Consider the following 20,398-nt stretch of genomic DNA (forward strand, 5'->3'; position numbering starts at 1 on the left):
GGGGGGTGTGGGGCGGTCGCGACGGGTGCCGCGGGTGCACGGGGACCCAACGAGCCCCACGGGCGCCCGCCCCCCCCCCCCCCCCCCCCCGCTGCTCGTGGGCATCGGCGCGATGCTGGGCCGGCTCTTCGAGCACAGCGGCGGCGCCCAGGTGCTCGCCGACAGCCTGATCAAGCGCTTCGGCGAGCAGCGTGCGCCGCTCGCCCTGGGCGTGGCCGCGCTGCTCTTCGGCTTCCCGATCTTCTTCGACGCCGGGCTCGTCGTCTTCCTGCCCATCGTCTTCACCGTGGCCCGCCGGCTGGGCGGCTCGCTGCTGACCTACGGGCTGCCCGTGGCAGGCGCGTTCGCGGTCATGCACGCGTTCGTGCCGCCGCACCCGGGACCGGTCGCGGCGGCCGGCCTGATCGGCGCCGACATCGGCCTGGTGCTGGTCTTCGGCCTGCTCATCGGCGTCCCGACCTGGTTCCTCGGCAGCTACCTGTTCGGCCTGTGGGCCGGGCACCGGTTCGAGCTCCCCGTGCCGAACATCCTGGCGGGCGAGGCGAGGACGGCCGACGACGCGCCGGATCCGTCGGTCGAGGGCAGCTCGCCGGCGATCGCGTCCGGGCGGGCGGCCACGGGTACGGCGACCCGGCCGGCACCGCCCGGGTTCGCGACGGTGATCTCGGTGCTGCTCCTCCCGATGCTGCTGATCTTCCTGAACACCGGCCTGACCACGCTGGCCGCCGAGGGGGTCGTGGACGAGGAGTCGACCCTGGTCCGCTGGGGTCAGCTCATCGGGGCGACGCCGATCGCGCTGCTGATCACCGTGCTGCTGGCCATGTGGGTGCTGGGCCGGCGCCGCGGCGACAGCGGGGCCGAGGTGGAGTCGGTGCTCAACAGCGCGCTCGGCCCGGTCTGCGCGATCATCCTGATCACCGGCGCCGGCGGGATGTTCGGCGGCGTGCTGCGGGCCAGCGGCATCGGCGCGGCGCTGGCCGACGTGCTCGGGGACATCGGCCTGCCGGTGATCGTCGCGGCGTTCGTCATCTCCGCGCTGATCCGGGTGGCGCAGGGCTCGGCCACGGTGGCCCTGACGACCGCGGCCGGGCTGATCGCGCCCGTGGTGGCGGCCAGCGAGGGGCTCAGCTCCCCGGACCTCGCGCTCATCGTCATCGCGATCGCCGGCGGGGCGACCGTGCTCTCGCACGTCAACGACTCCGGCTTCTGGCTGGTCAGCCGGTTCTTCGAGATGGACGAGAAGACGACGCTGAAGACCTGGACGGTGATGGAGACGCTGCTCGGCACGATCGGCTTCGTGCTGGCGCTGGTGCTCAGCCTCTTCCTCTGACGCGTCGGCGGTCGGGTCGCCCGCCGCCCGCGTCGCCAGCGACTGCGCACCGGGCGCGGCCGCGCCATAGTGAGGCATGCCGCTTCTCCCGCGCGCTGCCGCCGCCGGCCTCTCCGCGCTGGCCGCGGTCGCCGTCCGTGACCTGCTCCAGCGCGAGCACACCCTGCTGCGCAACTTCCCGGTGGTGGGCCACGCCCGCTACCTGCTGGAGTCGATCGGGCCGGAGCTGCGCCAGTACCTGGTGGCCGGCAACAACGAGGAGCGGCCGTTCACCCGGGACCAGCGGCGCTGGGTCTACGCGTCGAGCAAGCGGGACAACAACTACTTCGGCTTCGGCACCGACAACGACCTCGAGTACACCGCCGGGTACCCGGTGATCAAGCACCGCACCTTCGGCCGGGCGGTCCCGGCCTCGCACGTGCAGGCCGGCCAGCAGGTCGCCCTCCCGTGCGCCAAGGTGCTCGGCGCCGCCCGCGGCCGGGCGGGGGCGTTCCGGCCCGAGTCCGTCGTGAACATCTCGGCGATGAGCTTCGGCTCGCTGTCGGGTGCGGCGGTCGAGGCGCTCAACCGCGGGGCGGCGCTGGCCGGGTGCCTGCACAACACGGGGGAGGGCGGGGTCTCCCGGTACCACCGGCACGGCGGGGAGCTGGTCTACCAGATCGGCACCGCCTACTTCGGCTGCCGCGACGAGGAGGGGCGGTTCGACCTCGACCGGCTCAAGGCCCTGGTCGCGGGAGCGCCGGTGCGCGCCCTGGAGATCAAGCTGAGCCAGGGCGCCAAGCCCGGCCTGGGCGGCGTGCTGCCGGCGGCGAAGGTGTCGGCCGAGATCGCCGAGGCCCGGGGCGTCGCCGAGGGCGTCGACTGCGTGAGCCCCTCCCGGCACGCGGAGTTCTCCGACGCCGACAGCCTGCTGGACTGGGTGGAGCTGCTCGCCGCCGAGACGGGGCTGCCCGTGGGCATCAAGTCGGCGGTCGGGGACATGGCGTTCTGGGAGGAGCTCACCGAGTTGATGGCCACCACCGGCCGCGGCGTGGACTTCGTGACGATCGACGGCGGCGAGGGTGGCACCGGCGCCGCGCCGCTGATCTTCACCGACTCGGTGTCGCTGCCCTTTGCGCTGGGCTTCTCCCGGGTGTACGCCACGTTCGCGCGCGCCGGGCTGGCCGACGACGTGGTCTTCATCGGGGCCGGCAAGCTGGGCCTGCCCGACAACGCGGTGGTCGCCTTCGCCCTCGGCTGCGACATGGTCAACGTGGGGCGGGAGGCGATGCTGGCCATCGGCTGCATCCAGGCGCAGAAGTGCCACACCGACACCTGCCCCACCGGGGTGGCGACGCAGAACGCCTGGCTGGTGCACGGGCTGGACCCGGCGCTCAAGTCCACCCGCGCCGCCAACTACATCAGCACGCTGCGCCGCGACCTGCTGAAGGTGGCCGAGGCGTGCGGCGTCGAGCACCCCGGGCTGATCGACACCGACTCGGTCGAGGTGCTCACCGGCCGGACGGCGTCCCGCCCGCTGCGCGAGGTGTACGGGTACGAGCCCGAGTGGGGGCTGCCGTCGCCGGCCGACCGGGCCGCCGTCGTCGCGCTCATGACCGGCGAGGCCCCCGAGGGCGGCTCCGCGCCGCCGTCGGAGGACGCCGTCGGCTGACCCGGCGGTACGGGCACACGCCACCGCGGCGACGGGTGCTGCGGAACGGCCGGTGACGGATCGATGACGTCGGGGCGGATCGGGATGGGCCGGCCCCGGCCGGGGCACACGGGGCAGGTACATCCGCTGCCGGCCCCGGCCGGCCGTCCCGGAGGAGCACCCATGACCCGCACGTCCCTGCCCACCCGTCGCTGGCGATCCGGCGCGGCCGCGGTCGCCATCGCGGCGGCGTCGTTCACCATGACCGCCTGCGGCGGCGAGGAAGGCGTCGAGGAGGGCGGCATCGTCGAGCAGGAGGGCGGCGAGGAGGGCGGCGGCCTCGAGGAGGAAGAGGACGACTGACCTCCCCGGCGTCTCGTGCACGTACCGCCGCGGCGGACGTGCCCGAGACGCCGGCGGGTCAGGCGCCGGGGCCGCGGAGCAGGTCCTCGAAGGACGTCGTGGGGTCGGCGAACGGGTCGGCGGGCGCCGCCGGCGGCCGCCCGGCCACCAGGTCGGCGAGCTCTCCGGCGGCCCGGCGCAACCGCCCCGTGAGGGCCGGGCTGCCGGTCCCGCCGCCGGCCCAGTCCTCCGACGCGGCGAAGACCGCGGTGGGGGCGACCGTCGCGCGCAGGTAGGCGAACAGCGGTCGCATCGCGTGCTCGAGGGCCAGCGAGTGCCGCGCGGTGCCGGCGGTGGCGCCGAGCAGCACCGGCTTCCCGGTGAGGGCGTCCTTGTCCAGGACGTCGAAGAAGGTCTTGAACAGCCCGCTGTAGGACGCCGAGAAGATCGGCGTCACCGCGATCAGCCCGTCGGCGCCGACCACGGTGTCCACGGTGCCGCGCAGCGCCTCGCCGGCGAAACCGGTGACCAGGTTGTCGGCGAGGTCGCGGGCGTGCTGCCGCAGCTCAACCACCTCGACGGTCGCGTCGACGCCCCGCTCGCGCAGCGCGTCCACCGTCGCCGTCGTCAGCCGGTCGGCCAGCAGCCGGGTGGACGACGGGACGCCCAGCCCGGCGCTGACGACGGCGAGGGTGCGGGTGCTCATCGCGCCACCGCCTCCGCGCTCCGCCCGGTGACGCCGTCCACGGCGGGCACCGGGGCGTCCTGCGTGCCGCCGGCCGCGGCCACCCGCGAGGCGTGCGTGGGCGCGTCGGGCACGTGCGCCGGCTTCAGGGCGGCGAACTCGCGGCGGAGCACCGGGACGACCTCCTCGCCGAGGAGGTCGAGCTGCTCGAGCACCGTCTTCAGCGGCAGCCCGGCGTGGTCGATGAGGAACAGCTGCCGCTGGTAGTCGCCGACGTAGTCGCGGAAGCCCAGGGTCCGCTCGATCACCTGCTGCGGGGAGCCGACGGTCAGCGGGGTCTCGCGGGTGAAGTCCTCCAGCGACGGGCCGTGGCCGTAGACGGGCGCGTTGTCGAAGTACGGCCGGAACTCCCGGACGGCGTCCTGGCTGTTCTTCCGCATGAACACCTGGCCGCCGAGGCCGACGATCGCCTGGTCGGCGCCGCCGTGGCCGTAGTGCTCGAACCGGCGGCGGTAGAACTCGACCATCTTCTGCGTGTGCGAGGCCGGCCAGAAGATGTGGTTGGAGAAGAAGCCGTCGCCGTAGTAGGCGGCCTGCTCGGCGATCTGCGGGCTGCGGATCGAGCCGTGCCACACGAACGGCGGCACGCCGTCGAGCGGGCGGGGGGTGGAGGTGAAGCCCTGCAGCGGGGTGCGGAACCGGCCCTGCCAGTCGACGACGTCCTCGGTCCAGAGCCGGCGCAGCAGCGCGTAGTTCTCGACGGCGAGGTCGATGCCGTTGCGGATGTCCTGTCCGAACCAGGGGTAGACCGGGCCGGTGTTCCCGCGGCCCATCATCAGGTCGACCCGGCCGTCGGCCAGGTGCTGCAGCATCGCGTAGTCCTCGGCGATCTTCACCGGGTCGTTCGTGGTGATCAGCGTGGTCGACGTCGACAGCTGCAGGTTCGAGGTCCGCGCCGCGATCCAGGCGAGCGTGGTGGTGGGGGAGGAGGAGAAGAACGGCGGGTTGTGGTGCTCGCCCAGGGCGAAGACGTCGAGGCCGACCTCCTCTGCCTTCTGCGCGATGGCCAGCACCGCCTTCAGCCGCTCCGCCTCGGTCGGCGTGCGCCCGGTCGTGGGGTCGGTGGTGATGTCGCTGACGGTGAAGACGCCGAACTGCATCTCGATCTCCGCATCTGGTTGAGAGCGCAATTACTTCTGCCGGGTCAACGTGCGGCGGCGGCGGGCTATGCCCGGCCCCGCCTGGCGGGGCAGAGCGACGCCTCCGGCAGCGCTTCGTAACCGTTCCGGTACGCGCTGACGTGACATCGCCGGGCGGTCCGCGACACGGTCACGGAGCCGTCACGGTGGCCCGCGCGCCGCGCGGGCCTCTGGCAGATTCCGGCTCACCTACTTCCCAGGGGGGCCATCCGGATGCACCGGCGTGTGGAGTTCGTCGCCAACCGTGTCCAGGACGAGGGGGTGCCGCCGGCCCGACCCGAGTCGCCGGCGCCGCGCCCGGTCGGTGACCTGGAGACGCTGCTGGACCACCGGCCGGCCTTCCGCGGTTCGCTGCGGGGCTACGACCGGCTCGAGGTGGACAACTACGTCGCCTGGGCCGAGGGCGAGCTCTCGGCCGCGCAGCGCGAGCGGGAGCACCTGCTGGACCGCGTCGTCGCCTGCGGGACGGAACTGGAGATCTCCCGGCGGCTGCTCGCCGAGCAGCCGGCCGGGCGCGAGCGGCCGGTGGTCAGCGCCCGGGTGGGGGAGGTGCTGCGGCTGGCCGAGAACCAGGCGGCCCAGGTTCTCGACGCCGCCGAGGCCGACGCGGCGCAGATCCTCGCGGACGCCCGGCTCGAGGCCGACGCCCGGCTGCGCAAGGCGCACGAGATCAAGGAGATGGCGATCGACGTCGCCGACCAGCTCCGGGTGAACGCCCAGCGCGACCAGGCCGAGGGCGCCGCCGTGCTGGAGAAGGCGCAGACCGAGGCCGCCGAGCTGCTCCGGATCGCCGCCGCCGAACGGGACCGGCTGGTCGCCGAGGCCGCTGCCGAGCGGGACCGGCTGGCCGCCGAGGCGGCGGCGGAGCGAGAGCGGCTGGCCGCCGAGGCCGCTGCCGAGCGGGAGGAGCTGGCCGCGGCCGCCGCCGCCGAGCGCGAGCAGGCCGCGGCGCAGGCGCAGCGGGACCGGGAGTCCGCCGACGACCTCGCCGGCGCCCGGCTGGCCGCGGTGCGGGCGGAGGTCGACGACCTCTGCCGCCAGCGCGACCAGGCCAGGGAGTCGCTGCGGTGCCTCACCGACCGGATCGGTGCGGCGCTGCAGGCCGTGGGCGTGCCGCCGGCCGACGAGCTGGTGCTGCTGGGGAGCCGGCCGGAGCCCGTCTCGGGCTGACGGCGCGCCGTCCGGCGCCGGTGACGTGCAGGTCGCCGCCTGATGAGAGGCTGACCGGCACGGTGAGCGCGCCGGCATGCAGCAACGAGGAGGCAGCGGTGGACGAGGTCCGTGAGGTCGTTCAGGTCGAGGGTGGCGTCGTGGTCGGGCACGACGGCTCCAAGTGCGCGCAGGAGGCGCTGCGGTGGGCGGGGCGGCTGGCCCGCCGGGCCGACGTCCCCCTGCACGTGGTGCGCGCCTGGTCGATGACCACCGCGCCGCAGCCCAGCAGCTGGGAGCCCGGCTACGTGCCGCCGCTGACCGACTGGGAGCAGGCGGTGCTCGACGAGCTGACCGCGCACGTCGCCGCGGCCGGGCTGGACCCGGCCACCCGGGTCACCTGCCACGTCGTCCACCGGCCGCCGGTGCCCGCGATGCTCGCCGCGGCCGAGGGCGCCAGCCTGCTGGTCGTCGGCGCGCGCGGCCGTGGTGGGTTCGCCGGTCTCCTGCTCGGCTCGGTCAGCGACCAGCTGGTGCACCACGCGGCCTGCCCGGTCACCGTGGTCCGCACCGGCGCCGGTGGCCGCGACTTCACGACCGCCGAGGCCGGCTCCGCCGCCGTCGGGGAGTGACCCCGCCGGCCCGCCGGAGCCGTCGGGCAGACTGCCGCTGACCTGCGGATCCACCGCGGGCGCGAGCGGGAGGGCCGGCGTGCGCGACTTCGGTGGGACGACGGTGGTGCCGGTCGGCGAGGGGCCCGAGGACGTCGTCGTCGACGAGGCCGGGCGGGTCTACGCCGGCCTGGCCGACGGGCGGATCGTGTGCGTCGCCGGGCCCGCCGGCCCGGTCGAGACGGTGGCGCGCGTGCCGGGCCGGCCGCTCGGCCTGGAGCTGCTCGGGGACGACGAGCTGCTGGTCTGCGCGTCCGACGCCGGGCTGCTGGCCGTATCCCTGCTCGACGGCGCCGTGCGGACCCTGGTCGACCGGGTGGACGGTGCCCGTCTGGAGGCGGTGAACAACGCGGCGGTCGCCGCCGACGGGACGATCTACTTCACCGACTCCTCGCAGCGGTTCCGCATCCCGCAGTGGCGCGCGGACCTCGTGCGGCGGACCGCCACCGGCCGGCTGTTCCGCCGGACGCCCGACGGCGCGGTGACCGAGCTGCTGGGCGGCCTGGAGTTCGCCAACGGCGTGGCCCTGGCCGCCGACGGGTCGTGGGTGGCGGTGGCCGAGACCGGTGCGGCGCGGGTGCGCCGGGTGTGGCTCACCGGTGCCCGCGCCGGCGCGTCGGAGCTCTTCGTCGACGACCTCCCCGGCCACCCCGACAACATCGCGCTGGGCTCCGACGGGCTGGTGTGGATCACGCTGCCGAGCCCCCGGGTCGCGGCGCTGGCCGCGATCCACCGGTTGCCCGCACCGCTGCGCGCGCTGCTGAGCACGCTCCCGCAGAGCCTGCAGCCCAGCCCCGGCCGGACGCTGGGGGTGCTGGCCGTCGACGAGCGCGGCGCGACGGTGCACCGGCTGAGCGGGGACATCCCGGGCTTCGAGATGCTCACCGGCGTGCGCGAGGCCGGGGGTCGGCTGTGGTTCGGCAGCCTCACCGGCAGCACGCTGGCGACCGTCGTCCTCTGACGCGGCCGGCGTCCTCAGTCGGGGATCGCGGCGCCGTACACCGCCGACAGCCAGATGCCGAGGAGCACGTCGACGACGTGCTCCTCGGGTACGGCGGGCCCGTCGCCGCTGAAGGTCGCGTAGAGCACCCGCTCGTTCATCGAGGTGAGGGCGATGGCGAGATCGCGGGCGGGCAGCCCCGCCGGGGCGGCTCCGCGGGCCCGCTCGGCGTCGATGGCCGTGGCGCACTGCTGCACCCAGCGCTCGAAGACCGCCGACCACAGCGCGCGCACCTCGTCGTTGGCGGAGCGGGCCTGCGCCCAGGCGACGGTGAGCGCCCGGTGCGCGCGGAAGGTGTCGTAGTAGGCGCCGATGGCCCGCGCCCAGCCGTCCCGCGCGCCGGTGGCGGGGGAGCCGAACACCGCGCGCATCGCGCTGTCGGCCTCGGCGACGACGCGGTCGAGCAGGGAGAGCAGGACGGCGTCCTTGGACGAGAAGTAGAAGTAGAAGGTGGGCCGGGAGATGCCGGCGCCACGCGCCAGGTCGTCGACCGAGATGGCGGCCAGCGGCCGTTCGGCGAGCAGCCGCTCGGCGGTGGCCAGGATGGCCAGCTCGCGGTCGTCGCCGGAGGGCCGGGCGGGCCGCCGGCCACGCCCGGTGCTGGGACGTTCGTCCGGAGCAGCCGACACGGGAGGCACCCTAGCCGCCCGCGCCCGCTGTTCGACACCGCGTTGACTCGTCCGACATGGTGTCGATAGCGTTGCGGGCGCAGCGCCGCGCGATCGCGCCGACCCACTCCCGGCCCCGGCCGGACGGACGAACCGGAGAACCGGACATGGCAACCGAGCACGTGGACGTCCTGGTGGTGGGCGCCGGCCTCTCCGGCATCGGCGCCGCCTGCCACCTGGAGACGGAGCGGCCGGGCACCAGCTACCTGGTGCTGGAGTCCCGGGCCGCCCTCGGCGGCACCTGGGACCTGTTCCGCTATCCCGGCATCCGGTCGGACTCCGACATGTTCACGCTGGGCTACTCCTTCCGGCCGTGGGACGAGTCGAAGTCGATCGCCGACGGGCCGGCCATCCGCCGGTACATCGAGGACACCGCCCGCGAGTACGGCGTCACCGACAAGATCCGCTACCACCACCGCGTGCGGTCCGCGGAGTGGTCGACGGCGGAGGGCCGGTGGACGGTCACCGTCGAGCGCACCGACACCGGCGCGACGGTGCAGCTCACCTGCTCCTGGCTGTCGGTCTGCTCCGGCTACTACCGCTACGACGAGGGCTTCCGCCCGCACTTCGAGGGCGAGGAGCGCTTCCGCGGGCAGCTGGTGCACCCGCAGCACTGGCCCGACGACCTCGACCTCACCGGCAAGCGGGTGGTCATCATCGGCAGCGGCGCCACCGCGGTCACCCTCGTGCCCAACCTCGCGGAGCAGGCCGCGCACGTGACGATGCTGCAGCGCACCCCGAGCTACGTGATGTCGCTGCCCAGCCGGGATCCGCTGGCGCAGCTGCTGCGCCACCGGCTGCCGGCCCGGATCGCCTATCCGGTGGTCCGCTGGAAGAACGTCCTCACCGCCACCGCGCTCTACCAGCTCAGCCGCCGCCGGCCGGCGATGGTGCGGAAGCTCATCCGCCGGCTCACCGAGAAGCAGCTGCCGGGCTTCGACGTCGACACGCACTTCAACCCGCCGTACGACCCGTGGGACCAGCGGCTGTGCCTGGTGCCCGACGGCGACCTGTTCCGCACGCTGCGGCGCGGAAAGGCGTCGATCGCGACCGACCGGATCGCCACCTTCACCGAGGACGGCATCGCGCTGGCGTCGGGGGAGTACCTGCCCGCCGACGTCGTGGTGACCGCGACCGGGCTGAACCTGCTGCCGGCGGGCGGGATGACCATCGCCGTGGACGGGGAGCCGGTCGAGCTGTCCGAGACGGTGTCCTACAAGGGGATGATGCTGTCGGGCGTGCCCAACTTCTCGATGGTGATCGGGTACACCAACGCCTCCTGGACGCTGAAGGCCGACCTGGTCAACGGCTACGTCTGCCGCCTGCTGGCCCACCTGGACGCGCACGGCTACGTCTCGGCGACCCCGGTCGCCCCGCCGGAGGGCGCCGACGCGCCGTTCCTCGACCTCGCCGCCGGATACGTGCAGCGCAGCTTGGCGGGCCTGCCGAAGCAGGGCGGCCGCACCCCGTGGCGGCTGCACCAGAACTACCTGCGCGATGTCGCGCTGATGCGCCGCGGCCCGCTGGAGGACGAGGGCATGACCTTCCAGCCGCGGGCGCTGACCGGTGCGGCAACCGACGCCGCGGACGCGCGGACGGTGGCGTGATGGCCCCGTACGTGTTCGCCGGCGGGACCGCGGTCGTCACCGGCGCGGCGAGCGGCATCGGTGCGGCGCTGGCCGCGCAGCTGGCCGGCCGGGGCAGCCACCTGGTGCTGCTGGACCGCGACGCCGAGCGGCTCGCGGAGGTGACCGTGCGGATCCGCGCCGACCACCCGGCGCTGCGGGTCGCCACCCACGTCGTCGACCTCGCCGACGACGAGGCGACCGCCCGGGTGGCCGAGACCCTCGTCGCCGAGCACCCGGAGACCACGCTGCTGGTCAACAACGCCGGCGTGGCGCTCGGCGGGCGCTTCGACCAGGTCACCCTCGAGGAGTTCGAGTGGGTGATGGCGATCAACGTCCGCGCCGTCGTCCGGCTCACCCACACCCTGCTGCCGGTGCTCAAGACGCACCCCGGCGCCCACGTGGTCAACGTGTCCAGCGTCTTCGGCATCTTCGCGCCGGCCGGCCAGGCTGCCTACGCGGCCAGCAAGTTCGCGGTGCGCGGGTTCAGCGAGGCGCTGCGGCACGAGCTGGCCGACGACGGCATCGGCGTGACCGTGGTGCACCCGGGTGGCATCCGCACCCGGATCGCCGAGAGCGCCCGCACCGGCTCCGGGGTCTCCGTGGCGGAGTACGAGGAGGGGCGCCGGCAGTTCGCCAAGCTGCTCCGGATGCCACCGGAGGACGCCGCCGCACAGATCCTCGCGGCCGTCGAGCGACGCCGTCCGCGGCTGCTCATCGGCTGGACCGCGAAGGTGCCCGACGTGCTGGTGCGGCTGATGCCCGGCACCTACTGGCGGCTGATCGCCCGCCGGGCGGCGCCGGCGAAACCGAAGGGCGCCGCGTAGTCCGGCGTGCGCCGCCCGCCGGAAATCCGGTTGCGGCGGGCGGTAGGACTTCGGAGGTGAGCGCACCGACCTCCCGCATCGTCGATCTCGGCCCGGAGGACCCGTTGTTCGCGCCGTGGTGCGAGGTCTGGGCGGCCAGCCAGCGGGGTGACCGGCCCGACGACCCGCCGCGCCCGGCGCAGGAGCACGTCGCGCTGGGCCGGGAGCTGGTGGCGCCGGGGGGCTCCCGGACCGGCGCGCACCGCGCGGCGGTGGTCGACGGCGCCGTCGTCGGGGCGCTCCGGGTGCTGCTCCCGCTCAGGGACAACCCGTCCGTGGCGATCTTCGACGTCGCGGTGCACCCCGCGCACCGCCCCCGGGGGCTGGGCAGCGAGCTGCTGGCTGCCGGCCGGGCGCTGGCCGCGGACTTCTGGCGCACCGTGCTCATCGCCGAGGTCGACGAGCCCGGCCCGGGGGCGCCGGGGCGCGCCTTCGCGCTGGCGCACGGCTGGACCTGCGATCTGGTCGAGACCCGGCGGGACCTCGAGCTGCCGCCCGACGAGGACCGGCTGTCCGCGCTGGAGGCCAGGCGACCGGGGTGGGCGGGCCAGGGCGGCACGCTGGTCCTCCGCGAGCACCGCGGGCACCGGCTCGGCGCCCGGCTGAAGGCGGCCGTCCTGCGCGACCTGGCGGCCCAGCTCCCGGAGGTACGCCGGATCAGCACCTACAACTCCGACGGCAACACGCCCATGGTGGCGGTCAACGAGGCCCTGGGCTTCGTGCCCGCCGGGCACCTGTCGTCCTGGTCGCTGCGGGGCTGACCCGGGCGCCTGCGCGGCCGCGCCACCCGTGCGGTTGACTGCCCGGGTGCCGGCCGACCGCCCCGTTCCGCCCGAGTTCGTCCGTGCCCACACCCGCCCGGTGCGGCCCGAGCTGGTGCCCGAGGTGGAGCTGCTGGTCGCGGCCGACATCGTCGCCCTCTGGGAGGCGATGGAGACCGAGCACGGGCGCACCTCCACCGATCCGCCGTTCTGGGCGGCGGCCTGGCCGGGCGGCCAGGCGCTCGCGCGCCACGTGCTCGACCACCCCGAGCTCGTGGCCGGGCGCACGGTGCTCGACCTGGGCGCCGGCAGCGGGCTGGTCGCGGTGGCGGCGGTGCGCGCCGGGGCGGCGTCCGTGCTCGCCAGCGACGTCGACCCGTACGCGCTGACGGCCGTGGCGGTCAACGCCGAGCGGAACGGGACGCCGGGCATCACGCCCGTGGGCGACGTGCTGGGGGCCGAGCCGCCGGACGTGGCGGTGATCCTGGCCGGCGACGTCTGCTACGACCGCGAGATGACCGACCGGGTGCTGCCCTTCCTCGCGGCGGCCCGCGCCCGCGGGGCCGAGGTGCTGATCGGCGACCCCGGCCGCGTGTACCTGCCGGAGGACCGGCTGACCGCGCTGGCGGTGTACGAGGTCTCCGACACCGAGCCGTCACCCACCCAGCCGCTGGCCGTGCGCCGGACGACGGTGTGGCGGCTGCCCTGAGCGTCGCGAGACCACTTCCACACAGGTAGTTGGCGCTGGGGGATTGTCACGAACGGATAACGGTGGTTACCGTGGCGGAGCCCGGCCGGTCGTTCTCTCCCCATCCGGGGAGGTCCGCCGGGCGCCGCCGGGTCGCCCGCTGCCTCCGCGCCGCTGGCCGGTCAGCCTCCTCGGTCGGCGGCACGACGGAAGAAACGGAGAGCCGCCGCATGGCGAGCCTGCGGGCCCACCTTGCACGGAACCGCAGCCGGTACGGAGCCTCGCGCGCGCCTTCCCCGCGCTGAGCGCCCGGGCGTCCCGCCCGACACCCGCTGCCACTCGACCACCTCCGCAGCAGTCCGCCGCACGCAGCGGCCCTGCTGTGCCCTGCCTCTGGAGCAGTTCCTCCCCATGAACCTTCGCCCTTCCTCGATCACCCGCGCCGTCCGGTCGACGCCCGGGCGTCGGCCCGCCGCTGCGGTGCGCCGTTCCGCGCTGTTCCTGGCCGTCGTCGCCGCCGGCGGGCTGGTCGTCACCGTCGCCCTTCCCGACGAGCCGGCCGCCCACGGCAAGCCGCAGCTGGCCTCGGTCAGCGTCGCCCAGCAGCTCGGCATCCCCGTCGACGCGCCCGCCACCGAGGCCGTCGAGTCCGCCGTCGAGACCCTTGCCCCGCTGGCGGCGAGCCGCAGCGAGCGTGCGGCCGAGCAGACCGCGGCCGCCGAGGCCCGGGCCGCCGCCGAGCAGGCCGAGCTCGACCGCCGGGCGGCGGAGGAGGCCGCCCGCATCGCTGCCGAGGAAGCCGCCCGCCGCGCCGCCGAGGAGGCCGCCCGCGCCGAGGCCGCCCGGGTGGAAACGGCTCGCGCCGCCGAGGCGGCCCGCGCCGCCGAGCCGCGGGCCGCGGCTCCCGCTCCCGCTCCCGCGCGGAGCACCGCCGCGCCGTCCGCCCCGGCCGCACCCGTCGCGCCGGCCGGCTCGTTCCGGCAGTACGCGATGGGCAAGCTGGGCGGTTCGGGCAGCGAGTTCACCTGCCTGGAGAACCTGTGGGGCAAGGAGAGCGGCTGGAACCCCACCGCGCAGAACCCGACCAGCACCGCCTACGGCATCGCTCAGTTCCTCAACTCGACGTGGGCCGGGACGGGCATCGCCAAGACGTCCGACGGCTACCGGCAGATCGACGCGGGGCTCATCTACATCGAGAACCGCTACGGCTCGCCCTGCGGCGCGTGGGCGCACTTCCAGGCGAAGAACTGGTACTGACCGGACGCCGCTGACGGGCCGCTCCGGCACCGAGCACGACGAGGTCGCCGATCCCGCGCGGGGTCGGCGACCTCGCCGTTTCCCGCCTCGGCCCGGGGGCCCGGCTCCGGCGGTGCGCGCCCTGCCGACGGTGGCGGCCGGGCAGCGCGACGGGCGCGTCGTCCCTAAGGTCGGGTCAGGACCACGGCCGGAGGGGGAGCGATGACCGAGGGCGAGGAGAGCCGGCGAGCCGCCGCGCAGAGCGGGATCGTGGGCCGGTCGATCGACGAGTTCGTCCACCAGCTGCGCGGGTTCAGCGACCGCGCCCGCAACCTGGCCGGCGCCGTCCCCGGCCGGCTGTCCCTGCCCGCGCTGCCCAGCCCGCCCGGCGCCATGTCGGCCGCCCAGGTGCGCGCGATCGCCGACGTCGTGAAGGCCCAGCGCCGGTCGATCGCGGCGATGACCGCCCAGCTGGAGGCCTTCGACCAGCAGCTCGCCGTCTTCGAGAAGATCCTCGACCCGCTGGTCGAGTGGAGCTCCAGCTGGGCGCGGCTCGAGGAGGCGGTGGGCGACTTCGTCCGCCGGGAGCCGCCGCCGGAGGGCTGACGGTCAGCCGGCCAGCGACCTGATCAGCAGCGCCGCACCGGAGAGCACGCACAGGACGAGCGCCGCGCGGCGCATCGCCGGCAGGGTGAGCCGGCGGCGCAGCGGCCCGGCGGCGACGAAGCCGAGCAGCACGAACGGCACCAGCACCGCGCCGGAGGCCAGGCCGCTGCCCGAGAGCTCCCCGCCGGCACCCAGCACGCTCAGGGAGAGCACGGTCGTCCCGACGAAGAACAGCGACAGGTTGGCTCGCTGGGCCGCGGGCGTGGGCGCCCGGTAGGTGACCACCAGCGGCGGCCCCGGCGTGGCCGCGACCGTCGACAGCGCGCCCGAGGTGAAGCCCGCGACGGTCAGCGCGCGACGGCCACCGGGCAGCCGGATCCCGGCGAGCGCCGCCCCGCAGGCGCCCAGCACCACGATCCCGACCGTCATGCCCAGCACCCGGCCGTCGATCACCCGCACGAGCCCCAGACCCGCGACGGCGCCCGGGACCGAGGCCAGCATCGCCCCGCGCATCGCGTCGAACTCCAGCGCGGCCCGGTCCCGCCACAGGGCCGGCAGCAGGGCGGCGAGGGTGCCCATCAGCAGCGGCCCGGGGACGAGCGCGGGCGCGACCAGCAGGACCAGCGGCCCGGCGAGCAGGCCGAAGCCCATGCCGGTCGCCGTCTGCACGACCGAGGCCACCAGCACGGCCAGGCCGCACAGCAGCAGGACGAACGGATCGGCGACCGTCTCCACGATCAGTAGCCGTCGTCCTCCTCCGCGGGGCGACGGCGCAGCAGGCCGGTCACCGAGCCGACCCGGTTCTGCGCCTGCCGGAGGCCGGAGATCAGCGGCATCAGGTCGTCGTGGATGCGGCGCAGGGTGTCGGGCACCGTGTCGACGGCCGGGTCGTCGAGCACCTTGGCGACCCGTTCGATGCCGGGGCGCAGCGCACGCACCGGCTCCTCCAGCTCCTCGACCAGGCCCTCCAGGCGCTCGGCGATCCGCTGGGCGGAGGCGATGGTCTCCCGCGCGGACGTCGTGGCCGCGGTCAGCTCGCGGACGGTGGCGTTCAGGTCGGACAGGGTCCGGGGCAGCTGCGCCAGCGCCTCGGTCTGCGTCTGCAGCAGGGTGAGCAGCTCGGTGAACCCGGGGATGCGGGGCATGCCGAGACCGCGGAAGGGATCCACCGGGAAACCCTGGGCGACCGCAGCGCGCAGCGCAACCCGGCGCTGCCCGGGGGGCGATCCAGCGGCCGTCGCTTCGACCGCTGGACCTGGGCCTCCGGAACCGCCGGCAGTCCTGGCGACCGTGCGGTCGCAGGTGCCCACTCCGGGGGGCCGGCACTCCTCGCCGGAGCACGTCGTGCGCCCGGGGGTCAGGCCGGGCGCAGGTCCCCGGTCAGCACGAACTGCGCTGCCACGTCCCGCAGCTTCGTGTTGGTCTCCATCGAGACCTTGGCCAGCAGCCGGAACGCCTGGTCGGCGGTCAGCTTGTGCCGCTCCATGAGGATGCCCTTGGCCTGGTCGATCACCGCCCGGTACTCCAGCGCCGCCTGCAGGTGCTGGGCGCGCTCCACGGCCGTCTCGTAGAGGTACATGTTCGACACCGGCCCGACGGCGTAGGCGGCCAGCCGGGAGACCAGGCCCCGGGTCCGGTCGCCCGCGATGGAGAAGTCCCGGGCGTACACGTTGAGGGCTCCCTGCACCCGCTCCTGCGCCGGGAAGGGGTGGGACAGCACGCTCTCGCACCCCTGGGCGGCGGCCTCGACGGCGAACGGGGCCCACCGCTCGGCCGCGCGCGTGTCGGCGATCGTGCTGGTCCGGCCGGTGGTCGCCGCGTCCAGGCACGGGCCGGTGCCGAGCCGGTACTGCACCTCGTCGAGCCGGACGGCGAGGTCACCGCTGGCCGCCACCGTGCTCGGCCGGCCGTCGGCGACGATCGTCACCGACGCGACCGGCTGCCCGGGGAGGATGCGGGTGGCCAGTTCGGTGACCGTGCGCAGCACGGACTCGAGCGAGTGCTCGGCGAACGAGAGCCGGGCCAGCTCGTCGAACGCCGGCTGGACGACGAGGGCATCGTCGTCGGGGGGTGTCACGCCTTGCACTCCGTCTGGGCCTGCACCGGACGACGCGCGTGCCGGCGGAAGGGGAAGGGTGCCCCGGTGCTCCCGGGGAACTCTTCGGACCGGGCCGAGGGGCCCGGCCACGCGCCGGCTGTATGACGCGTATGTCGTAGCGGCCAGCATAGTGGTGCGGCGGTCGGGGACGGCGTCGAGGTGAGCCGGAAGGCGGGCGTGCCGCCGGCGGGTGGAGCGGTCAGCCGGCCTCGGTGAACGAGACCGTCACCCACTCGTCGAGCGCCAGCAGGTGCCAGGCGCGCTCCACCAGGGCCGGGGCGTTCCGCAGCTCGACCCGGATCCCGCGCTCGGTCAGGCTGCGCGCCCAGCGGGCGATTGCCCGGCAGCCCGCGACGTCGGCGAAACCCAGGCCGGTGAGGTCGAGGGCGCAGGTGTCGCCGTCGACCGGGGAGGCGGCCAGCACCCGGCCCAGCCGCTCGGCGCCGAACGCGTCGACGTCCCCGGTCAGCACCACCCGGAGCCCGTCGCAGGAGGCCCGGAAGGCCGCCGCGTCGAGCTCGGCCCGGTCGCGGTGCACCCGGAAGGCGGGATCGTGCGCGTCCGCCGGTTGACCGGCGATGAGCCCACCGTGAACGCGCATCCGCTCAGAGTAACGAAATCCGAGCACGCTGCACAGGGCCGGCGGTCACTCACAGCGCCTTGAGGATGTCCTCCACGCGCTCCCGGGCGTCGCCGAAGAGCATGTCGGTGTTCTCGCGGAAGAAGAGCGGGTTCTGCACCCCGGCGTAGCCGGTGTTCATCGACCGCTTGAAGACGATCACCTTCTCCGCCTCCCAGACCCGCAGCACCGGCATGCCGGCGATCGGGCTGGCCGGGTCCTCGGCGGCGGCCGGGTTGACGGTGTCGTTGGCGCCGATGACCAGCACGACGGAGGTGTCGGCCAGGTCGTCGTTGACCTCGTCCATCTCCAGGACGACGTCGTAGGGCACCTTCGCCTCGGCCAGCAGCACGTTCATGTGGCCGGGCAGCCGGCCGGCGACCGGGTGGATGCCGAACCGGACCTCGACGCCGCGCTCGGTCAGCTTGCGGGTCAGGTCGGCGACCGGTCCCTGCGCCTGTGCCACGGCCATGCCGTAGCCGGGCGTGATGACGACGGACTTCGCCTCGCGCAGCAGCTCGGCGGTGTCCTCGGCGGAGATCTCGGTGTGCTCGCCGTAGTCGACGTCCGACGAGCCGACGCTGCCCTCGTTGCCGAACCCGCCGGCGATGACCGAGAGGAAGGACCGGTTCATCGCCTTGCACATGATGTAGGAGAGGTAGGCACCCGAGGAGCCGACCAGGGCGCCGGTGATGATCAGCAGGTCGTTGCCCAGCAGGAAGCCGGACGCGGCGGCGGCCCAGCCGGAGTAGCTGTTGAGCATCGAGACGACGACCGGCATGTCGCCGCCGCCGATCGAGGCGACCAGGTGCCAGCCCAGGGCGAGCGCGAGCACCGTCACCACGGACAGCACTAGCAGGTTCGGCTCGGCCACGAACACGACGGTCAGCGCCACGAACAGGGCCAGCGCCCCGAGGTTCAGCCAGTTGTGGCCCGGCAGCATCAGCGGGTTGCTCTTGATCCGCGCCGACAGCTTCAGGAAGGCGACGATCGAGCCGGTGAAGGTGACCGCGCCGATGAACACGCCGACGACCACCTCGCCCGAGTGGATCCCGGCCTCGGCCCCCTCGAGCGCCGAACCGCCCGCCGCGCCCTCGACCGAGAGGTAGCCGTTCCACCCCACCAGGACGGCGGCCAGGCCGACGAAGCTGTGCAGCAGGGCGATGAGCTCCGGCATGCCGGTCATCTCGACCTTGCGGGCCCGCCAGAGCCCGATGGCGGCCCCGATCGCCACGGCCACCACCAGGAGCGTGAGCCCGACCGCGGAGATGTCCCGGGTGGCCAGCCCGACGGTGGCGGCCAGCGCGATCGCCATGCCGGCGATCCCGTAGGCGTTGCCGGCCTTCGCCGTCTCGTGCTTCGACAGGCCGGCCAGGCTGAGGATGAACAGCAGGCCGGCGACGATGTAGGCCGCCGAGGCGGCGGTGGTGGCGGTCATCGGGCGGCACCCTTCACGCTCGGGCCGCGGGAGAACATCCCCAGCATGCGGCGGGTGACGGCGAAGCCGCCGAAGACGTTGATGCTGGCGACGAGCGTGGCGACGAAGGCCAGCGCCCGGACGACGCCGTCGTCGCTGCTCAGCTGCAGCAGCGCGCCCACCACGATGATCCCGGAGATGGCGTTCGTGACGCTCATCAGCGGGGTGTGCAGGGCGTGGTGCACCTTCCCGATCACGTAGAAGCCGACGACGACGGCCAGTGCGAACACGGTGAAGTGCTGCACCAGCTCGTCCGGTGAGAAGGCCGTCAGCAGGAACAGCAGCGCGGCACCGAGGCCGACCAGCGCGAACCGCCGCGCGGGGGCCGGCGTCTTCTTCGGGACGCTCGGCGCACCCGCGGTGGCACCCGCGGTGGCGCCCGCCGGCGGTGCGGCCGGAGCCGGCGCGGCCGACACCTGGACCGGCGGTGGTGGCCAGGTCTTCTCGCCGGCGCGCACGACCGTGATCGTCCGCTGCACGACGTCGTCGAAGTCGAGGACCAGCCGGCCGTCCTTGCCCGGCGTCAGCAGCTTGAGCAGGTTGACCAGGTTGGTGCCGTAGAGCTGCGAGGCCTGGGCCGGCAGGCGGGCCGGGAGGTCGGTGTACCCGATGATCGACACGCCGTTGGGGGTGACCACGACCTCGTCGGGCACCGATCCCGCGACGTTGCCGCCCTGCGCGGCGGCCATGTCGACGATCACCGAGCCCGAGCGCATCGAGGCGACCATCTCCTCGGTGATCAGCCGGGGCGCCGGCCGGCCGGGGATGAGCGCGGTGGTGATGATGATGTCGACGTCGCGGGCCTGCTCGGCGTACATCTGGGCCGCCCGCCGGTTGAAGTCCTCACCCATCTCCCGCGCGTAGCCGTCGGTGCTGACCTGCGCCTCCGCGGCGTCGGGCACCGCCACGTATTCACCGCCGAGGGACCGCACCTGCTCGGCGACCTCCGGGCGCACGTCGGTGGCCCGGACGATCGCGCCCAGGCTCGAGGCCGCCCCGATCGCGGCCAGCCCCGCCACGCCGGCGCCGGCGATCAGCACCTTCGCCGGGGGCACCTTGCCCGCGGCGGTCACCTGGCCGGTGAAGAAGCGGCCGAACACGTTCGCCGCCTCGATCACCGCCCGGTAGCCGGCGATGTTGGCCATCGAGGACAGCACGTCCATCGACTGGGCCCGCGAGATCCGGGGGACGGCATCCATCGCCAGAACGGTGATCGGCCGCGCGGCCAGGGCCTCCACCAGGTCCGGGTTCAGCGCGGGGGAGAGCAGGCTGATCAGCGTCGCGCCGTCGGACAGCCGGTCGATCTCCTCGACCGCGGGGGCGTTGACCCGCAGCACCACCTCGGCGCCCCACGCCTCCTGCGCCGTGCCCACGCGGGCGCCGGCCCGGGCGTAGGCCTCGTCGGGGAAGCTGCTGGCCGCCCCGGCGCCGGCCTCGACGACGACGTCGTAGCCCAGCGCCACCAGCTGCGTCACCGTCGCCGGTGTCGCGGACACCCGTGTCTCGCGGGTCCGCGTCTCGCGCGGGACTCCGATCTGCATCGTGGCGCTCCATTCCTCGGAGGGCGGGCCTCGTCGCCCGTCCACCAGTGGCGGGGTCGTTCGCGGTGCTCGGTCGATCCGGTCGGATCTTGCCTGCTAACGGATTGTCGCGGTGCGTAGCTCCGGCAATGTGAGGCAAGGCACGTCCGTGGGACGCCGGGAGATCGGCCCGTGCGGCCGCACCGGTCTTCGTCGACCTACGCGGTA

At 74.7% G+C, this 20,398-nt stretch carries 21 protein-coding genes; 12 read left to right on the forward strand and 9 right to left on the reverse strand.

The window, feature by feature from the left end:
• Window positions 1-97: 97 nt before the first annotated feature.
• The 3 genes from ACI790_RS19140 (at window position 98) to ACI790_RS19150 (ending at window position 3,323) form a co-directional block, all read left to right on the forward strand.
• The gene (locus tag ACI790_RS19140; RefSeq protein ID WP_456571378.1) at window positions 98-1,330 is read left to right on the forward strand and encodes a GntP family permease; all 1,233 of its coding nucleotides are present in this window, start codon (window positions 98-100) and stop codon (window positions 1,328-1,330) included.
• 76 nt (window positions 1,331-1,406) lie between these two features.
• Window positions 1,407-2,981, forward strand: coding sequence for a glutamate synthase-related protein (locus tag ACI790_RS19145; RefSeq protein WP_456571379.1), 1,575 nt, complete (start codon window positions 1,407-1,409; stop codon window positions 2,979-2,981).
• A 162-nt stretch (window positions 2,982-3,143) separates the two neighbouring features.
• Window positions 3,144-3,323: a hypothetical protein gene (locus ACI790_RS19150; protein ID WP_456571380.1), complete on the forward strand. Its 180-nt coding sequence runs from the start codon at window positions 3,144-3,146 to the stop codon at window positions 3,321-3,323.
• A gap of 58 nt (window positions 3,324-3,381) precedes the next feature.
• Here the strand turns inward: ACI790_RS19150 and ACI790_RS19155 are convergent, their stop codons facing one another.
• Window positions 3,382-4,008, reverse strand: a complete 627-nt coding sequence (locus ACI790_RS19155; RefSeq protein ID WP_456571381.1) for an FMN reductase — start codon at window positions 4,006-4,008, stop codon at window positions 3,382-3,384.
• Window positions 4,005-5,147 carry an LLM class flavin-dependent oxidoreductase gene (locus ACI790_RS19160; RefSeq protein WP_456571382.1) on the reverse strand — a complete coding sequence of 381 codons (1,143 nt, stop codon included), beginning with the start codon at window positions 5,145-5,147 and terminating at the stop codon, window positions 4,005-4,007. Before ACI790_RS19160 ends, ACI790_RS19155 begins: the two co-directional genes overlap by 4 nt.
• A 252-nt stretch (window positions 5,148-5,399) precedes the next feature.
• On the opposite strand from ACI790_RS19160, the gene ACI790_RS19165 reads away from it, so the two are divergent.
• The 3 genes from ACI790_RS19165 to ACI790_RS19175 all read left to right on the forward strand — a co-directional run bounded on the left by ACI790_RS19165 (window position 5,400) and on the right by ACI790_RS19175 (window position 7,967).
• A complete protein-coding gene (locus ACI790_RS19165; protein ID WP_456571383.1) occupies window positions 5,400-6,356 on the forward strand; it encodes a DivIVA domain-containing protein in 957 nt (318 codons plus the stop codon).
• 98 nt (window positions 6,357-6,454) lie between these two features.
• A complete protein-coding gene (locus ACI790_RS19170; RefSeq protein WP_456571384.1) occupies window positions 6,455-6,967 on the forward strand; it encodes a universal stress protein in 513 nt (170 codons plus the stop codon).
• Between the two features lie 79 nt (window positions 6,968-7,046).
• On the forward strand, window positions 7,047-7,967 hold the full coding sequence (locus tag ACI790_RS19175) for an SMP-30/gluconolactonase/LRE family protein (RefSeq protein ID WP_456571385.1): 921 nt from the start codon (window positions 7,047-7,049) through the stop codon (window positions 7,965-7,967).
• Between the two features lie 14 nt (window positions 7,968-7,981).
• Here ACI790_RS19175 and ACI790_RS19180 read toward each other — a convergent pair whose 3' ends face one another.
• A complete protein-coding gene (locus tag ACI790_RS19180) occupies window positions 7,982-8,635 on the reverse strand; it encodes a TetR/AcrR family transcriptional regulator (protein ID WP_456571386.1) in 654 nt (217 codons plus the stop codon).
• Between the two features lie 146 nt (window positions 8,636-8,781).
• Here ACI790_RS19180 and ACI790_RS19185 point away from each other — a divergent pair, with 146 nt between their 5' ends.
• The 6 genes from ACI790_RS19185 to ACI790_RS19210 all read left to right on the forward strand — a co-directional run bounded on the left by ACI790_RS19185 (window position 8,782) and on the right by ACI790_RS19210 (window position 14,456).
• Window positions 8,782-10,281 (forward strand): flavin-containing monooxygenase, encoded by a 1,500-nt coding sequence (locus ACI790_RS19185; RefSeq protein ID WP_456571387.1) that lies wholly within the window; start codon window positions 8,782-8,784, stop codon window positions 10,279-10,281.
• Entirely contained in the window at window positions 10,281-11,126 is an 846-nt protein-coding gene (locus ACI790_RS19190; RefSeq protein ID WP_456571388.1) for an SDR family NAD(P)-dependent oxidoreductase, read from the forward strand. The genes ACI790_RS19185 and ACI790_RS19190 overlap by 1 nt, the downstream gene beginning before the upstream one ends.
• Before the next feature lie 56 nt (window positions 11,127-11,182).
• On the forward strand, window positions 11,183-11,926 hold the full coding sequence (locus ACI790_RS19195; RefSeq protein ID WP_456571389.1) for a GNAT family N-acetyltransferase: 744 nt from the start codon (window positions 11,183-11,185) through the stop codon (window positions 11,924-11,926).
• A gap of 46 nt (window positions 11,927-11,972) precedes the next feature.
• Entirely contained in the window at window positions 11,973-12,635 is a 663-nt protein-coding gene (locus ACI790_RS19200) for a class I SAM-dependent methyltransferase (protein ID WP_456571390.1), read from the forward strand.
• Window positions 12,636-13,025: 390 nt separating this feature from the next.
• Window positions 13,026-13,871 carry an aggregation-promoting factor C-terminal-like domain-containing protein gene (locus ACI790_RS19205; RefSeq protein WP_456571391.1) on the forward strand — a complete coding sequence of 282 codons (846 nt, stop codon included), beginning with the start codon at window positions 13,026-13,028 and terminating at the stop codon, window positions 13,869-13,871.
• Window positions 13,872-14,072: 201 nt separating this feature from the next.
• Window positions 14,073-14,456 (forward strand): hypothetical protein, encoded by a 384-nt coding sequence (locus ACI790_RS19210; protein WP_456571392.1) that lies wholly within the window; start codon window positions 14,073-14,075, stop codon window positions 14,454-14,456.
• A gap of 3 nt (window positions 14,457-14,459) precedes the next feature.
• Here the strand turns inward: ACI790_RS19210 and ACI790_RS19215 are convergent, their stop codons facing one another.
• The 6 genes from ACI790_RS19215 to ACI790_RS19240 all read right to left on the reverse strand — a co-directional run bounded on the left by ACI790_RS19215 (window position 14,460) and on the right by ACI790_RS19240 (window position 20,191).
• Window positions 14,460-15,191 (reverse strand): sulfite exporter TauE/SafE family protein, encoded by a 732-nt coding sequence (locus ACI790_RS19215; RefSeq protein WP_456571393.1) that lies wholly within the window; start codon window positions 15,189-15,191, stop codon window positions 14,460-14,462.
• A 2-nt stretch (window positions 15,192-15,193) separates the two neighbouring features.
• Window positions 15,194-15,625: a hypothetical protein gene (locus tag ACI790_RS19220; protein WP_456571394.1), complete on the reverse strand. Its 432-nt coding sequence runs from the start codon at window positions 15,623-15,625 to the stop codon at window positions 15,194-15,196.
• Window positions 15,626-15,813: 188 nt separating this feature from the next.
• Window positions 15,814-16,533, reverse strand: a complete 720-nt coding sequence (locus tag ACI790_RS19225) for a GAF and ANTAR domain-containing protein (RefSeq protein ID WP_456571395.1) — start codon at window positions 16,531-16,533, stop codon at window positions 15,814-15,816.
• Between the two features lie 220 nt (window positions 16,534-16,753).
• A complete protein-coding gene (locus ACI790_RS19230; protein WP_456571396.1) occupies window positions 16,754-17,155 on the reverse strand; it encodes an STAS domain-containing protein in 402 nt (133 codons plus the stop codon).
• A gap of 49 nt (window positions 17,156-17,204) precedes the next feature.
• Window positions 17,205-18,611, reverse strand: coding sequence for a Re/Si-specific NAD(P)(+) transhydrogenase subunit beta (gene pntB, locus ACI790_RS19235; RefSeq protein WP_456571397.1), 1,407 nt, complete (start codon window positions 18,609-18,611; stop codon window positions 17,205-17,207).
• Window positions 18,608-20,191 carry a Re/Si-specific NAD(P)(+) transhydrogenase subunit alpha gene (locus tag ACI790_RS19240; RefSeq protein WP_456571398.1) on the reverse strand — a complete coding sequence of 528 codons (1,584 nt, stop codon included), beginning with the start codon at window positions 20,189-20,191 and terminating at the stop codon, window positions 18,608-18,610. Before ACI790_RS19240 ends, pntB begins: the two co-directional genes overlap by 4 nt.
• Between the last annotated feature and the right edge of the window lie 207 nt (window positions 20,192-20,398).

The sequence above is a fragment of the Blastococcus sp. SYSU DS0539 genome (genome assembly GCF_054050855.1).